At 61.0% G+C, this 15,545-nt stretch carries 11 protein-coding genes; 5 read left to right on the forward strand and 6 right to left on the reverse strand.

Features of this window, described 5'->3' with window-relative positions; genetic code table 11:
- Positions 1 to 3: 3 nt before the first annotated feature.
- Genes WC529_00365 through dapA form a run of 3 tightly spaced genes read right to left on the reverse strand, consistent with a single transcriptional unit; the run spans position 4 to position 2,273 of the window.
- The gene (locus WC529_00365; GenBank protein MFA5112732.1) at positions 4 to 621 is read right to left on the reverse strand and encodes a hypothetical protein; all 618 of its coding nucleotides are present in this window, start codon (positions 619 to 621) and stop codon (positions 4 to 6) included.
- Positions 614 to 1,396, reverse strand: a complete 783-nt coding sequence (locus WC529_00370) for a metallophosphoesterase (protein MFA5112733.1) — start codon at positions 1,394 to 1,396, stop codon at positions 614 to 616. Before WC529_00370 ends, WC529_00365 begins: the two co-directional genes overlap by 8 nt.
- Positions 1,389 to 2,273 (reverse strand): 4-hydroxy-tetrahydrodipicolinate synthase, encoded by an 885-nt coding sequence (gene dapA, locus WC529_00375; protein ID MFA5112734.1) that lies wholly within the window; start codon positions 2,271 to 2,273, stop codon positions 1,389 to 1,391. Before dapA ends, WC529_00370 begins: the two co-directional genes overlap by 8 nt.
- 198 nt (positions 2,274 to 2,471) lie before the next feature.
- Here dapA and WC529_00380 point away from each other — a divergent pair, with 198 nt between their 5' ends.
- Positions 2,472 to 3,512, forward strand: a complete 1,041-nt coding sequence (locus tag WC529_00380; GenBank protein ID MFA5112735.1) for a hypothetical protein — start codon at positions 2,472 to 2,474, stop codon at positions 3,510 to 3,512.
- Here WC529_00380 and uvrB read toward each other — a convergent pair.
- A complete protein-coding gene (uvrB, locus tag WC529_00385; protein MFA5112736.1) occupies positions 3,478 to 5,451 on the reverse strand; it encodes an excinuclease ABC subunit UvrB in 1,974 nt (657 codons plus the stop codon). The two genes, WC529_00380 and uvrB, sit on opposite strands and share 35 nt — an antisense overlap.
- Before the next feature lie 52 nt (positions 5,452 to 5,503).
- On the opposite strand from uvrB, the gene WC529_00390 reads away from it, so the two are divergent.
- Entirely contained in the window at positions 5,504 to 6,223 is a 720-nt protein-coding gene (locus WC529_00390; GenBank protein ID MFA5112737.1) for a hypothetical protein, read from the forward strand.
- Here WC529_00390 and coaE read toward each other — a convergent pair.
- Positions 6,220 to 6,807 carry a dephospho-CoA kinase gene (coaE, locus tag WC529_00395; GenBank protein ID MFA5112738.1) on the reverse strand — a complete coding sequence of 196 codons (588 nt, stop codon included), beginning with the start codon at positions 6,805 to 6,807 and terminating at the stop codon, positions 6,220 to 6,222. The two genes, WC529_00390 and coaE, sit on opposite strands and share 4 nt — an antisense overlap.
- Before the next feature lie 65 nt (positions 6,808 to 6,872).
- Between coaE and WC529_00400 the strand changes: the two genes are divergently transcribed.
- Genes WC529_00400 through WC529_00410 form a run of 3 tightly spaced genes read left to right on the forward strand, consistent with a single transcriptional unit; the run spans position 6,873 to position 13,368 of the window.
- Positions 6,873 to 8,771: a hypothetical protein gene (locus WC529_00400; protein MFA5112739.1), complete on the forward strand. Its 1,899-nt coding sequence runs from the start codon at positions 6,873 to 6,875 to the stop codon at positions 8,769 to 8,771.
- Positions 8,771 to 11,407, forward strand: coding sequence for an Ig-like domain-containing protein (locus tag WC529_00405; protein ID MFA5112740.1), 2,637 nt, complete (start codon positions 8,771 to 8,773; stop codon positions 11,405 to 11,407). Before WC529_00400 ends, WC529_00405 begins: the two co-directional genes overlap by 1 nt.
- The gene (locus WC529_00410) at positions 11,404 to 13,368 is read left to right on the forward strand and encodes an S-layer homology domain-containing protein (protein MFA5112741.1); all 1,965 of its coding nucleotides are present in this window, start codon (positions 11,404 to 11,406) and stop codon (positions 13,366 to 13,368) included. The genes WC529_00405 and WC529_00410 overlap by 4 nt, the downstream gene beginning before the upstream one ends.
- Here the strand turns inward: WC529_00410 and WC529_00415 are convergent.
- Positions 13,310 to 15,535 carry a DNA internalization-related competence protein ComEC/Rec2 gene (locus WC529_00415; protein ID MFA5112742.1) on the reverse strand — a complete coding sequence of 742 codons (2,226 nt, stop codon included), beginning with the start codon at positions 15,533 to 15,535 and terminating at the stop codon, positions 13,310 to 13,312. The two genes, WC529_00410 and WC529_00415, sit on opposite strands and share 59 nt — an antisense overlap.
- Positions 15,536 to 15,545 lie beyond the last annotated feature (10 nt).

The following is a 15,545-nucleotide window of genomic DNA, read 5'->3' on the forward strand; positions in this document are numbered from 1 at the left end:
TAATTATAACAAATTTTGGTGCGGCCGTAAATTGATCGAGAGCAGGTAATCGAAGACCGGGGGCGTCAGCTCCAGGCCGAGCAGCCGCTGGGTAAAGGACTGGGCGGCAACGTCGCTCAAGCCCTTGATCCGCCGCTCGATGACGATCGGCCCCAGCTGCCAGAGCTTGAATTTGAACCGCCGGGAAACGTCGCCGAGCCGCTCGACTTCCAGGTGGTGGAACAGCTCATGGGCGACGACCAGCTTCAGCAAACGGTCTGACAGCTCCCGGGACTCCACCTCGCGGAGCAGCTTTTCGTGGAACTTGCGGGAGATGACGATCTCTTTCTGCTCGCGGCGGTATTCGCTCCGCTTCAGCTTCCGGTGCTCCTCGCCGAAGACCTTCAGGCCCATTTTCACGGCGATCTTGCGCGGGTCGTCGGTCCCGTACTCGGCTTTCGCCCAGTCGGCCGCTTCGTCCCCAATCCGCATGACCTCTTTGAGCAGGGTCGCCTTTTCGTCGTCGGGCAAACGGGTAAAGAGCCGGTCGCCGGCCAAAAGCAAATGGGCCAGCGCCAGCCGGTTCCGTTCGGTGATCGCCTGATTATCGCGTTTGCTCTTTGCCTTGGCCGGTTTATTCATAGACCCGCCTTATTTTATCATCGATCCGGTCGCCGTTCACGTCGATCCGGAGATAATGGTAAAACCCGCCCAGTTCGGGCGGCAGGTGGAGCTGAGCGCCCCCGCCGCCGGAGATGGAATAAACCACGCCGTCGCGCTCCGTTTTGGCGTACCCGTGGACGTGGCCGGCAAAGACCCTGGCCACTTTGTATTTGGCGAACAGCCGGACCAGCTCTTCGGTCACCGCCCGGCCCGACATCACGTGGTCCCGGTAGATCTCCGACGGATCGAACGCCGGCTTGTGCATGAAGACAAAGATATGGCGGGCGCCGGTCCGGGCCAGTTCCCGTTTCAGCCAGTTGAACTGCGCCTGGTCAAAGCTCTCCTTAAAAGCGTTGTTCAAAAAAACAAAACGGTCGCCCTGATAATCGAACGAATAATAAAAGGCGCCGTAGTATTTGGCAAAACGCCGCCAACCGCCCCGCACCCCGTCGTGGTTCCCCATCACCTGGTAATAAGGGACCGGCAATTGCGCCATGATCTTGCGGTATTTTTGGTAATGGGAGTCTTCCCCGTAGGGAACGGCATCGCCGGTGTGCACGATAAAGTTCAAACCTTTTTCTTGTTTAACTTTGGCCAAAAGGTCGTTCAGGACCCGGTAATTGCCCTGATTATCCCCGAAGACAACAAAGGAATAAGCAAAAGTAGCAGTCGCTGACAGGACAACAAGGAAACAGGAGAAGAAAAGGCGAAAACCGCGACGTTCAGTCGCCGGTTTCCAAAATAATTTAGACAAGCCCGAGGTCCTTTAACACCTTTTGGATCTGCTCTTTCTCGGCCGCGGTCGCTTCGATCAACGGCAGCCGCGGAATGCCGACCGGCAGGCCGATCATCCCCAGCGCCGCTTTGACCGGCGTCGGGTTGGCCGTGATGAACAGGACGTTAAAGAGCGGCATTAGCCGGTCATGCAAGACCTCGGCTTTTTTCCGGTCGCCGGCGTGGTAGGCGGCGATCATCTGCGCGATCTCTTTGCCAGCGATATGCGAGGCGACCGAGATGACCCCCACCGCCCCGACCTTCATCATCGGCAGGGCCAAGGAATCGTCTCCCGACCAGATCGTGAAGCCCGGCGGGACCAGGGCAATCGTCTTTTTTGTCTGCTCGACGCTGCCGGCGGCGTCCTTCAAACCGCTGATGTTCGGACAGTCCGCGGCCAGGCGCGCGACGGTCTCGGGCAGCATGTTGACCACGCAGCGGCCGGGGATGTTGTAGATAATGATCGGCAGCTTAGTACTCTGCGCCACCGCTTTGAAGTGCTGGTACATCCCTTCTTGCGACGGCTTATTGTAATACGGCACGACGATCATCACGCCGTCCACGCCGATCTTTTCGGCTTCTTTGGTCGATTTAAGGGAAGTGGCGGTCGAATTGGAACCGGTCCCGGCGATCACTTTGACCCGGTTGCCGACCGCTTTCTTCACTACCCGGTAGAGCTCGTACTCCTCTTCGTGCGTCAGGGTCGGCGATTCGCCGGTCGTGCCGTGAACGACCAGAGCTTCCGAACCGTTATCGGCCAGGTAATTGGCCAGGCGGGCGGCCTGCTCGTAATCGACGGAGAGGTCTTTTTTGAACGGCGTCACCATCGCCGTCATTAATTTACCAAGTTCGGTCATCGGGACACCTCCAGATAGGATGATTTTAGCATATTGCCGGGCGCTAAAAAAGCGGGATCGACCGATCGCCGCTGCGCTCGTTCGCCGGACGGTCCCAACCATGTTTACAACATATCTTATTTACACACCAAGTGAAATTAGCCTAAAAAGGCCTCGATATAAAAGAGGCATGCAAAAACATCCTGGAGCGGGAATAAGATGATCGCGAAAGTAACGATCAGCCTGAAACAAAGAACGATCGGCCGGCTCGGCCTGTTATTCAACAGAATAACCCCGACCCGCGGCGCCAAGACCGTCGCGACCACCCTGTTCGGCTTCAACCTGGATAATCATGCCCGGATCATCGTCTCGCCGGAACACCTGTCGCTGCAAACCCCTCAGAAACAGATCGTCCTGCACCGCTCGGAGCATTACGCGCGCGCGCTGGCAAAAGCCGGGGTACAGGAGATCGATCTCGCGCCAGGGCTGGGATCTTTGCAGATCAAAGAAATGCTTAATCTTTTGACCGATCACAGTTTAAGCGTAACCCGCCGCCTCCTTGGGCAGGCGGATGGGGAGCTCTACTTGCTGGACGAAAAAACGCCTCTGCTGCGGCAACAGCTCCGGCGGCGCTCGCTTTTAGCGACCGCGCTCTTTGGCGGGCTGGAACCGCAATGGCCGTCTTCCCGGACTACCTTGTTCAGCGTGCTCGGCCTGCTCTTTGGCTGCGGTGCCGGCTACATGCTGAGCGAGCCAAATCCCCACGAACCACTGGCCAAGTATCTGGCGACGACCCTGGTGATCTTAAGCGCGGCGGCCGGCACGGTCACCGGGCTTTTCGCCGCGACCAGATGGACCCGGCCCCTGCATAACATCGCACACCTGCGCGAGCGCTACGTGCAGACCCGGGAGCGCCTGCTCTGGCCGGAAAAGGGAGCGGCCGCCATGAGTCCGGACGCTGACCCGGAAACCGTGGTGCAATTACTGCGGCATCTGCCCAAAGACGAATATCTGAAAGGCTACCGCTTCGAACATTTTCATGAGGTCAACATCGACACTTATGAGGTCACGGCCAGTTCGTCGAAGCCGCGGGGTTGGCGGCCAGCCTTCGGTTACGTCGGGGAAAGCCTGAAGATCGCCCGGAAGGCCATCGAACGGCACGAACAGGACCGTGAACAGATCATGGCCGGTTTGGCCGGCGTTAATCCCGAACTGCACCTCGCCCTTATTTCAGACCGAACGCCTTCTTCAGCTCCTTGATCCGGTCGCGGATCTCGGCGGCCTGCTCAAAATTAAGCTCGGTTGCCGCCATCGCCATCTCGCCTTCCAACGCCTTGATCAAGTCCGGTATCTCGTTGGCCGGAATGAACTCCTTGATCCGCTTGACCTCCGACAGCTTGCTCTCCCGGACCCGGTCGGAGATGTCGGCGATCTCCTTGACGATCGTCCGCGGCGTAATGTTATTTTTCTCATTGAACTCGATCTGGATCTTCCGCCGGCGGTTGGTCTCGGCCAGCGCCCTCTTCATCGAATCGGTCATTTTTTCCGCGTAAAGCAGGACGGTGCCGTTGGCGTTGCGCGCCGCCCGGCCGATCGTCTGGATCAGCGAGGTCTCGCCGCGCAGAAAACCTTCCTTATCGGCGTCGAGGATCGCGACCAGCGAAACTTCCGGCAGGTCCAGGCCCTCGCGCAGCAGATTGATGCCGACCAGCACGTCGAACTCCCCTTTCCGCAAGCCGCGCAGGATCTCGATCCGGTCGAGCGTCTCAACGTCGGAGTGGAGATAGCGGACCTTGATCCCCGCCTCGTTGAGGTATTCGGACAGGTCCTCCGCCATCCGCTTGGTCAGCGTGGTGACCAGCACCCGCTCCGTCCTGGCGACCCGGACCTTGATCTCCTGCAAGAGGTCCTCGACCTGCCCCGCCGCCGGCCGGACCTCGGTCGCCGGATCGATCAGGCCGGTCGGGCGGATGATCTGCTCGACCAGCCGGCCGGAGATCTCCCGCTCATATTTGGACGGCGTGGCGGAAACAAAAACGGCCTGTTTGACCTTGGCCGCGAACTCCGCGAACTTAAGCGGCCGGTTGTCGAGCGCCGACGGCAGGCGGAAGCCGAAATCGATCAGCGTCCCCTTCCGCGCCCGGTCGCCGTTGTACATGGCGTGGAGCTGCGGCACGGTAACGTGCGATTCGTCGATAAAGACCAGGAAATCGTCGGGGAAATAATCGATCAGGGTCGAGGGCGAATCGCCCGGCCGGCGGCCGTCGAAGTAGCGGGAGTAATTCTCGATCCCCGAACAGTAGCCCATCTCCTTGATCATTTCCAGGTCATACTTGGTCCGCTGTTCCAGCCGCTGCGCTTCGACCAGCTTGTTCTGGCCGCGCAGCGCGGCTAGTTGTTCGTCCAGATCGCGTTTGATCGCCTGCAGCGCCCCCTCGATCTTGTCCTCCACGGTGACGTAATGCGTGCCGGGGAAAACGATCGCCCGCTCCAGCGCCTCCAGCTTCCGGCTGGTCACCGGCTCGAGCGTGGTGAGCCGGCCGATCCGGTCGCCGTCCAGCTCGATCCGGAGCAGGTTCTTTTCATAGGCAGGCAGGACCTCGATAATGTCGCCGCGGACCCGGAACCGCCCCCGCTTCACCTCAAAATCGTTCCGCTCGTACTTGATCCCGACCAGCTGTTTGATCAATTCTTCCCGGTCGACCGGATCGCCGGGCTGGAACACCAGCGCCGCCTTCAGGTAATCTTTGGGGGTCCCCAGGTTGTAAATGCACGAGACCGAAGCGACGACGATCACGTCGCGGCGGGAGAGCAGCGAGGCCGTCGCTTCGTGGCGCAGCCGGTCCAGCTCGTCGTTGATCGAGGAATCCTTCTCTATATATGTATCGGTCTGGGGGACGTACGCTTCCGGCTGGTAGTAATCGTAGTAGCTGACGAAATATTCGACCGCGTTCTTAGGAAAGAACGACCGGAACTCCTGGCAAAGCTGGGCGGCGAGCGTTTTGTTCGGCGAAATGATCAGCGTCGGCCGCTGCACAGCCTGGATCACGTTGGCCATGGTAAAGGTCTTGCCCGAACCGGTGATCCCGAGCAGCGTCTGGTAACGGTCACCCGCTTTAAGGCCGGCGGCCAGCTGCTCGATCGCTTTTGGCTGGTCCCCCAGCGGGGCGAAATTTGCGACCAGTTCAAACTCGCTCATGCTTACATTATAACTGAAATCCGGCGCCACCGTCCACGATAACCAATCGGCCATGTCAATGATCGATAAAACCAGCGCGGTCGCTTTTCATCTGCAGCAGGGAAACCTGGTCCGGCTGGGGAAATGCGTTAGCGGCGTCCTCGGCAAACACCCGCTCTACCGGCACCTGGCGCTCGCCACCGAACCGGCGCTGGAAAAGCTGGAGCGGGAACAAGCCCTGCGCGACCAACTGACCCAGGCGCTGTTCAAGCACGGCCAGATCGATTTCCCGCGGCTCTCTCAGGCCGGTTTCGACCATTTTTCCTACAGCGGCCGGTCGTTCGGGATCTTACGCCTTAAACCCGCCATCGATTTCGGCTACAGCGAGGACTGCGACTACGTCACCGCGGAAAACATGATGATGAAACTGGAGCCGGGCGAACATCGCTTGATCTTTCTGGGAACCTGGGGCGTCAGCGCGCCGCCGGCCGTTACCAACCTGCCGACCCACCTTTACTCGGCGCTGATCGCCCGCATGGCCAGGGTCGCCCAGGACCCGACTTTCTCCCGGACCAGCGCGCTCGAACTCTCCCGCTTCGGCCTGGACCAGATCAAAACCAATACCGACCGGACGCAAACCTATGTCGTTTCCCTGGCCCAGCTGGAGAAAGAAAGCCTTGGCGGCCGGCTGGAGATGGGCAGCGTGCGGATCGAACTGGGGAACGGGCCCAAACCCACCCCGCCGGCTAAACCGTTGGCACGGTTCCTAGCTTGGCTCCGAGAGAGACTCTAACCTTTCACCGCGGCCCAGGCCCGCAGGACGGCGGCCGTTAACTGCAATTTGGTCCCATTGTTGTTGATGACCTGGTCGGCGATCGCCAGATATTCTTTCTGCGGCGGCTGGGCATCGAGCAAACGCTCCGCTTCCTTTTTATTCAAGCCCCGCCTCAATAAGCGTTTTAACCTGGTCGCGCGGAGCGCGTTGACCGTCCAAACCTGGTCGACCGCGGGGAGCAAACCGATCTCTTTGAGCACCGCGGCGTTGACCACTACGGTCTCGCGTCGCGGGTCGCAGGCCGCGAGCTCGGCGCTGACCGCGGCTTTTAAATAAGGGTGGATGAGCTTGTTCAATTGCCGGAGTTTTTGGCGGTCGGCAAAGACTATCTCGCCCAGTTTTTTCCGGTCGATCTTGCCGCCGCGCATCAGGACCCGGGAACCGAAATTCCTGATCAGTTCCCGCCAGACCGGCGTTTGGGCGGCGTACAGCCCGTGCGCGACCTTGTCCGCGTCGATCACCAGCGCGCCGCGGCGCCGCAACACGCGGGCAACTTCGTTCTTGCCGGCGGCCGCCGGACCGGTCAACCCAATGATCGTCATGGCGCGATTATAACACGCGGTAATTCCGTTGACAAAACCGGACGGCAGGCATAGAATGGGGCGCAATGAGGTTCGCACGCGCCCTGATAGCGGTTTTGATCATCTCCGGCGTCGCCCTGGCCGTCGTACCCGGTTCCGATTTCCCCTACGGCCGTTTCCAATTGCAGACCAATCCGCTCGATAATCCGTTCCCCGGGCTGGGCAATTATTATTCCGCGCTGGACAAGGGGATCGAAACGGTAATGTGGAACCCGGCCTCGCTCGGCAAGCTGAAGAACACCCAGGCCGACCTCTCCCTGATCTCCGAGCTGGGCCCGGTCAGCTACAACGCCAAATACCAGACGACCGACCAGCAGGAAACGCTGGGGGGAATGACGCAATTCAAGTGGAGCCTCTTTTTCACTCCGGACCAAAGCGTGACCGTGCCGGCCACCCGGGAACACACCGGCCACGCCATCTACGAGACCGCCGGCACCGGCATCAACTTCAAGGCCGGTCACCGGCTTAACGACTGGCTCAGCTTCGGCATTGTCGAGCGCGGCGCCACCGCCGCGACGATCGACATGTCCGGCCAATTCACGGCCAACAGCAAGATGTCCGCGCAGTTCGGCGATTCCAGCTTTAATCTCAGCGACCAGCTGACGATCAACATCAACAACAGCGGCCAGGCGACCCTGCTGATCACGCCGGAAGGGAGCGCGACCTACACCAAGACGCTGGACCAGTCGATGTGGAGCGGCTTCGTTTCCCAGACGTCGAACGTGCCGCTCGTCACGATGATGGAAGCGCGCAACGACGTCAGCGTCAGCGCCCCGCTGACCATGGTCGGCGCCGCCCACTGGCAATCCTGGAACGTCGGCCTGAGCCTGACCCCGATCAGCGCCAGCTCCAACATCAATAACAGCGTCCGGGCGATCATCCCCGACGGCACCCCCGACATCACCCTCTACCAGCCGAACTTCGACCCGAGCGACGAGCAGAGCCTGCTGAACTGGGCGGACAACCCCGACCAGTACGCCACCGAGGTCGGCTACAAGAAGAACGTCGTCAGCGTTCCGGCCGGCGAAGTGGTCGGCGAAGCGCGCTACAAAGGCTTTTACCAGGCGAGCGGCACCCGGCTCGACCTCGGCGCGAGCTACGACCTGAACGACGCGGTGACGTTCGGTCTGGTCTTTGAGAACCTGGCCGGCGCGACCCTCGATTTTCGCGGGACCGGCCGGGTCGCTTACGTCAACAGCCGCGTTTCCTCGATCGAAGCACCCGCACTCGATCCGACCAAGGAGTTCACCTGGTCGCCCTTCTCGGACACTTTCAAGCCGGTGGACGGGACCGAGAACTATTACCTGGAGGAACAGCTGACCGCCATCCTCCCCAGAAAAATGCGGGTCGGCCTGGCGCTCCGCCGGCCGATCCTGATCGCGCTCGATTACGAGAGCAATTCCGCGCCGATCAAAGTGAAATACGAGGACAGCACGACCAAACAAACGAAGACCGGCACGGTCAGCAACATTAACCTGCTCCGGATCGGCAGCGAGACCCGGCTCTTTGCCGCGCCGGTCTGGCTCCGGGGCTCTACCGTTTTAATGTTCAAGCCGTCAATCGAGAACTTCGACCAGAAGGTCATGGAGAACGCCGACAAAGCCTTTAAGTTCGGGGTCCTGCCGGTCGCCCTGGAATTCGGCGCCGACGGCAACGCCTGGGGGGTGATGCCCGGCGTCAGCACCGGGCTCAATCTAACCCCGCTCCTCTCCCTGGCGCAGCTCGACACGCTGAACCTCGACCTGAGCAAGCTGGCCTACTATAGTATGTACGTCGGGTACGGCTACTGGCAGTTCAGCTATCTGGCGGCGGTCGACCCGGGCGCCACCGCCGGCGCTTACGGCAACCGGACCGATCCCAACGCCAAATTCGATCCGTCGTTCATCCGGTACGTCCAAACCATGAAAGTGAGCTATAAATTCTAATGAAAACAAATAAAAGAGCCGGTAATTGGTTATTGATCATCACTTGGTCATTATTGCTTGGTTATTGGTCATTGGCCGGAGCCGCTCCAACCATCTCGCTCGACGAAATAGTCTCGGTCGCCGACGACAGCGTGGTCATCACCTGGCAAACGACCGATGAAGCGGCGACGACCGGCATCAAGTACGGGCTTTCCCTCCCCGTCTCCACCATTTACACGGCCAACGGCGGCGCGACGGCCAATTTCCATTATCTGACCCTGACCGGCCTGAGCGCCAACACGACCTATTTTTACCGGCTGTTCAGCCAGTCGGCGTCCGGCACGACCGAGAGCATCATTAAATCGTTCAAGACCCTCGCCCGGCCGAGCGGCAACTACCTCTTCACCTTTGCCGTGCTCAGCGACCTGCATTACGCTCCGAACAAGGCCAACACCGAGAGCGTCCGCGGCCGCCCATACGCCGCCAGCGACGCGATCGTCGACGCCCTGGTCGCTTCGGTCAATCAAGTCAACCCGGCGTTCACGATCATTAAAGGCGACATGCTCGACGCCGGGGTCGACACGCCATCCACCCGGGTCACCCAGCTCAAGGCCCGGCTGGACAACCTGACCGCCGCCGGCGCCACCAAGTACTACCCGATCCCCGGCAACCACGACAAATACATCAATTACGGAGCGGGGAACGACTGGGTCTCCGATAATCTGGGCGTGCTTTATCCGGCCGGGGCCGGGCTGCCGGCCGGCGACGCGACTTTCAATTACAGTTTCACCTATCAGGGCTACCGCTTCATCATGCTCGATTCGTCGACCGTCCTCGGCACCACCGCCGAGGCGAACATCGCGACACTGGAAGCGGAACTGGCGGCGGCCGAAGCAGCCAAGCAAAAAGCGTTCATCTTCATGCACCACGAGGCATCCGAGGAAGCGGACATCCCGACCAGTATCCTCAAGGCGGTCTTGGACGAGGCCACTTGGGAAGATTCCGACTGGGACAAAGTCAGGTTAACCAACAAGACCGCATTCTTTAATACCTTGAACAGCCATATCTTGAGCAATGGCGAACCGGTCACCGCCGGCGTTTTCATGGGCCACTTCCACGACAATCGCTACCGCCAGTTCAACAATATCCCGTTCGTCCGGACCTCGTCCGGCCTCCAGTTCCCGACCGGCTTCGCGGTCTACAAAGTTTACAGCAACGGGTTCCTGCAAACTTTCTACAAGCTGCCGGGCTATTCCGATCCGGTCGCCCGCCCGCTGATCGTCGGCACCGAAGAAGTTTCGCAGGACCGCGCCCAGCAGTTCTACCTGGGCGGCGGTTCCAGCCGCAACTACGCGTCCGCCTACTCCGCCAGCGGCACGGGGATCGCCCCCACCGTCGGCGCGCTGCAGCCGGGTAACGGCGCGACCGGCGTGGCGCTCAATCAGCCGGTCGTTATCACCTTTACCAAACCGATGGCCAACGATACGGCGGTCGACACCTGGCTGACGCTGACACCGGGCACGTTAACCAGCGCCGACTGGAGCTGGAGCGCGGACAAGACCACCCTAACGATCAGCAAAACCTTGACCGCCAGCACCGCTTACGCCTTAAAGGTCCTGGCGAGCGCCGCGGCAACCGACGGCACCGTCTTCGGCGCCGATTACACCGCTACTTTCACCGCCGGCACGGCGGCCGCCTCCGCCCCGCCGGTCGCTACGGTCGACCGGATCCGCAACGAGAGCGGCGTCGCCACCGACGTCACCACCGATTCGACGCCGACCCTGACCGGCATTGCGACCGATGAGAACGGCTCCTCCGTCAGCAACGTCGAGTTCCGCATCCTCAACGGCGGCTGGAGCGACTGGCAGGCCACCCTGCCGCTCGACGGCGCCTTTAACGCGCCGACCGAGCGGTTCGTCTTCACGATCTCCAGCGAAGTGACGCGCGGCGAACACTTGGTCCAGCTGCGGGCCGCCAACGCCGCCGGGATCACGGCCACCGCCGATTTCCCCAGCTATGCTTTCTGGGAGATCACCGGCCGGCCGGAGCTCACCCTTAAATCCGACGGCACGACGATCATTAACGGCGACCCGATCGACCCGACCCCCTCGTTCGAGGTAACGGTCGTCACCGATCAGACGCTGGCGGCGCTCTGGTTCTCGCTCGACGGGGTCCGGACCGGCATCATGCCGGCCGCGCCCGGCTTCGTGAACCGCGTCACCTACCTCGCCACTATCCCGGAAGGGATCCACAACGTCCTGATCGAGGCGGCCGACGTCGATCCCCTCGGGAATTACCGCTTCAGCACCAAGGAAGCGGTCAATCTGATCGTCCAAACGACCGGCGACCTGCGGGTCTACGGCGCGCCGCTCAGCTACCCGAACCCGTTCAACGCCGGAAGCGAGACCGTTCGGATCTCCTATATCCTGTCGCGGGCCGGTAACCTGACCCTGAACATTTTCGACCTGACCGGTAATTTGATCTATAAAAAAGACATCGCGGCCAATGATCCCGGCGCCTGGGCCGGTTATAACGAAGTGGTGTGGGACGGCAAATCGGGGGCCGGCGACGTCGCCGGTAACGGGATCTACGTCTATATCCTGGTGGCCGACGGCAAGGTCGCGGCCAAAGGGAAATTAACGGTCTTGAAAAGATGAAAAAACTTATCGGCCTGATCTTAATACCGCTCCTGGCCGGCGCCGCGCTGGCGGTCAACGGCGTGACGCTCGATCCGAGCCGGACCCTTTTTAACGCCAGGCAGTTGGGCATGGGCGGCGTGTCGGTCGCTTTCGCCAATGACGCCAACGGGGTGTTCGCCAACCCCGCTTGCCTGACCGGTTTTGAATTCCCGCAATTGACCACCTCGTCGCGCCGGCTGATGCTCGACGAGAGCCAGTACCTCCTTCTCGGCTGGGCTATGCCGACCGACTACGGCACTTTCGGGCTCGGTTATGCCGGGCTGGGCGTCGGCGGCTCGCTGCCGACGGCGATCGATCCGGGGACGAACCGGATCATCCAGGACCCGACCCAGGAAGCGGGGAGCTACAGCAACAGCGTCCTCGCCCTCTCCTACACCCGCGACCTGACCGCGCCGGTCAAGATGACGGTCGGCGCCAACTTGAAATTCTTTACCCAGGCGATCACCGGCACCGGGGCCAGCGATAAGGGAACGGGCATGGGGATCGACCTTGGCGCGACTTACCGGCCCCTCTCCTGGCTAACGGCCGGCGCCGTCCTGCAAAACCTGGTCGGCGGGTCGGTCAAGTGGACCAACGCGGAAGACAAGATGGGCGGCTACTATAAGCTCGGGATCGCCGCCAATGTCCTCGGCGCCAGCGGCGAAGCGCTCTACCAGAACGCGCAGCCGCTGCGGGCCGGCATCGATCTCGACCTGCCAGCCGGCGTCCTCGGCGCCAGCAACTCCCTGCTCTACCATCTCGGGCTCGAATATTTCCCGGCTAAGAACATCGCTCTGCGCGGCGGCCTTAACCAGGAGCAAGCCGGCAGCGGCCTAACGCTCGGCATCGGCATGGTCAACGGCGGCTTCCGCTTCGATTACGCCTATTACCAGCGGCCGGGGATGCCGGGCGATACCCCGCATTACTTCTCGCTCTCCTATGTCGGCGAGCGGGTACTGACCTACGACCGCCAGCTCAAGAAAAAACTCTCCAAGTTCCGCGTTATCCATCCCAAGGACCGGCTGATCACCGACCAGGACCTGGTCGACGTCTCGGCCGAAGGCTACACCGAACTGGTGATCGACCAGAAACGGACCTGGACCGTCACCTCGGTCTCCGCCACCTCGGACGCTTTCGAGGTCACGACCAGGGAAGCGCTCACCTCGGCCTTCGCCAACGGCCGGCCGATCGCCACCCCGGCCCATTTTGCTTTCAAGGAACCGCTGCGCGAAGGGCGGAACGTGATCCAGCTGGTCGGTTTCACCAGCGCGGAGATTATTTCCCCGAGCCAGATCTTCCAACCGAGCCAGGGAACGGCCGAGATCAGGGTCCTGCGGATCGTGCCGTTCAAGGATACGCCTGTCACTTTCTGGGCGATCGAGCCGATCATGCTGAACGGGATATTGGGACTGGTCACCGGCTACCCGGATAACACCTTCAAACCGGACAAGGGGATCACGCGCGCCGAGCTCGTCACCCTGCTGGTCAAGAGCCTCGGCGTCCGGCCGGAAGAGCTTGATCCGCTCGCCAGCAGCGAGGTCTTTACCGACGTCCAGAAGAAGCACTGGGCGGCCAAATATATCGTTTACGGCAACCAGCTCGGCTATGTCACCGGCTACAAGGACGGCACCTTTAAACCGAACAAGGTCCTGACCCGGGCCGAAGGGGTCACGCTCCTCGCCCGTTACGCCAAGCTGGCTGAAGCGGCCGACTTGAAAGAAGCGCCGTTCCCCGACCTCAAACCGGAGTTCTGGGCGAGCAAGTTCATCGAGCCGGCCAAGAAGATCGGGATGTTGAATTACCTGGCCGGCAAGGAATTTAAACCGGCTGACATCTTTACCCGCGCCGAGGCCTGCGAGGTCCTCTACCAGGTTCCGGCCATCAAGAAACGGGCCGAAGAATGGTGGAATACCGGGATCGTCTCTGCGGCTCATCCCTAACCCGTCGACCATCGGTCTTAATGACGATCGCCCCGTCCCGATCGGTCCGATAGGCCTTGATCCCCCTCGCCTGCAGCTTGGCCACGGTTGACGGCGCCGGATGGCGGTAACGATTCCCCTTGCCGACCGAGATCACGGCGATCCGCGGCGCGACCGCGCGCAGGAAACGGTCGGTGGTCGAGGTCCGGCTCCCGTGATGGCCGACCTTCAAGACCGTCGACCTTGCCATACCGGCCGCGATCAGTTCTTCGCCCGGCGCTTCCAGGTCACCCGTGAACATGAATGATATTTCCCCGTAGACCAGGCGCATGGCCAGCGAATCGGAATTAACCTCACCGACCCGGGGCCGGAACAACCGGCCGCGGATACCTTCCCCAAAATCCAGGGACTGACCGGTCCGCCCGGCGGAATATTTGATCTTATTTGCCGCGATCAGCGCTTTGAACCGCCGGTAGGCGGCCGAATCGTAAACGGCGCCGTTGTCGATCACCCGGTCGACCTTGATCTTCGCCAGCACCGGGTTCAGGCCGCCGACATGGTCGTTATGCGGGTGGGACAACATTACCAGGTCAAGTTCATTGATCCCCCGGCGCCGCAAGAAAGGGACCACGAGCTTCGCCCCGACGCTATCTTCCTGCGCCGGCCGGTCCGTCCCGCCCCCGTCGATCAGGATCTTCTTGCCGTCCGGCGTCTCGATCAGGGAGCAATCCCCCTGGCCGACGTCGAGAAAAGTAACGGTCAACTCGCGGCCGCCGATGCCGGCCGGCAACAAAGCGAAATGCCAGACCACGGCCAGCAGCAATATCCCCGCCAGGAGCGACCAGCGCTTTTTTAACAGCGCGATCAGCCCGGCGTAATAGCCGATGACGAGCGCGCCGGACGGCGGCGCAATATAGAAACAGGCGCCCGGTAGGCTGGCAACGACCGCCGCGATCCGGTCAAGCAGGACCAATGCCAGCCAGAGCGTATTGCCGAGCAGCTGGGCGAGCGGCAGGCAGATAAACCCCAGCAGCGTCGCGGACAATCCCAATATGACCAGGCATTCGACCCAGGGAAGCACTAAGATATTTGACAGTAAAGCTCCCGGAGTGATCTGGCTCAGATTAAAAGCGATGATCGGCGAAGTCGCCAGGATCGGGGCCAGGGAAACGGCTAGCAGCTGCGGCAGCTTTTTTTGCAGCAGAGGGGCGACATATACCAGCGCCCAGGTCGCGGCGAACGAAAGCTGGAAACCGAGATCGAACAGGACATTGGCGTCGGCCGCCAGCAGGAGCAGCGCCGACAAAGCGAGCGACGTATATACCTCTTTTTCCCGCTCGAACAGCATGCCGACCAGCATCACCTCCCCCATGATCGCCGCCCGAACGATCGAGGCGCCCGCCCCGGTCATGATCACCAGCAGGAAATTGAAACCGGAAGTGAGCGCCACGCTCAACCAGACCGGAAGACCGGCCCCCCGGGTCAAAGCCAGACAGACGCCGATCAGGATCGAGACCTGCGTGCCGGAGACGACCAGCAGGTGGATCAGCCCGGCCTGGCGGTATTTCTCCTTGGTCTCATCGTCAAGCGGCGAGACTTTGCCGCCGAGCAGAAAACTCCCCAGCAGCGAAGCTTCCTTTTGCGGCAAGAGCTTGTTCAGAACGCCGTTGAACCGGCCGCTCAGCCAGAGCGTCAGTTTGACCAGGGGGTTGCCGCCCGATCCTAGCTTCTTAGCGTAGAACGACCGGAGAAAAAAGACTTTACGCCCTGCGGGGAGCAACGGGTTGGCGAACTGGGCCGATTCGGTAACGATCCCGCGCACCTCGACCCGGTCACCGTAAGCCAAAGATCCCTCCTCACCGGGGATCGTCACGTAGACAAGGCCTTGGGCCGGACTTTTAACCAGCAAAGGGAAAGAGATCTTTCCCTCTTTAGACTTTGGCTCACCGTCAACCTGACCGTTTAACGTCAGATATCCGCGGTCGACAAAACGAGAAAAGTCGTTGGCTGACGGCAGGTTGCGGACCTGATACGCAAATATGCCTGCCAACAGGCAGCTGGCCAGGATAAAAATGGTCAGATCATACTTTTTGCCGGCGGCAACGGCCGTCAGCAGAAAAAATAACAGCAGGCAGAAGATCGTCAACCAGAGCGGCAGGCAGAGGTTTTTCGCCAGGGCAATCCCCACAGCAAACGCA

It is taken from the genome of Candidatus Margulisiibacteriota bacterium, from assembly GCA_041650855.1.
Lineage (GTDB): Bacteria > Margulisbacteria > WOR-1 > O2-12-FULL-45-9 > XYB2-FULL-48-7 > JALOPZ01.

What these genes read in the sequence shown, in the direction of transcription:
- WC529_00365 (MFA5112732.1), bottom strand. Translation starts at nt 621, where the DNA reads ATGAATAAACCGGCCAAGGCAAAGAGCAAACGCGATAATCAGGCGATC.
- WC529_00390 (MFA5112737.1), top strand. Translation starts at nt 5,504, where the DNA reads ATGTCAATGATCGATAAAACCAGCGCGGTCGCTTTTCATCTGCAGCAG.
- WC529_00400 (MFA5112739.1), top strand. Translation starts at nt 6,873, where the DNA reads ATGAGGTTCGCACGCGCCCTGATAGCGGTTTTGATCATCTCCGGCGTC.
- dapA (MFA5112734.1), bottom strand. Translation starts at nt 2,273, where the DNA reads ATGACCGAACTTGGTAAATTAATGACGGCGATGGTGACGCCGTTCAAA.
- WC529_00405 (MFA5112740.1), top strand. Translation starts at nt 8,771, where the DNA reads ATGAAAACAAATAAAAGAGCCGGTAATTGGTTATTGATCATCACTTGG.
- WC529_00410 (MFA5112741.1), top strand. Translation starts at nt 11,404, where the DNA reads ATGAAAAAACTTATCGGCCTGATCTTAATACCGCTCCTGGCCGGCGCC.
- WC529_00380 (MFA5112735.1), top strand. Translation starts at nt 2,472, where the DNA reads ATGATCGCGAAAGTAACGATCAGCCTGAAACAAAGAACGATCGGCCGG.
- coaE (MFA5112738.1), bottom strand. Translation starts at nt 6,807, where the DNA reads ATGACGATCATTGGGTTGACCGGTCCGGCGGCCGCCGGCAAGAACGAA.
- uvrB (MFA5112736.1), bottom strand. Translation starts at nt 5,451, where the DNA reads ATGAGCGAGTTTGAACTGGTCGCAAATTTCGCCCCGCTGGGGGACCAG.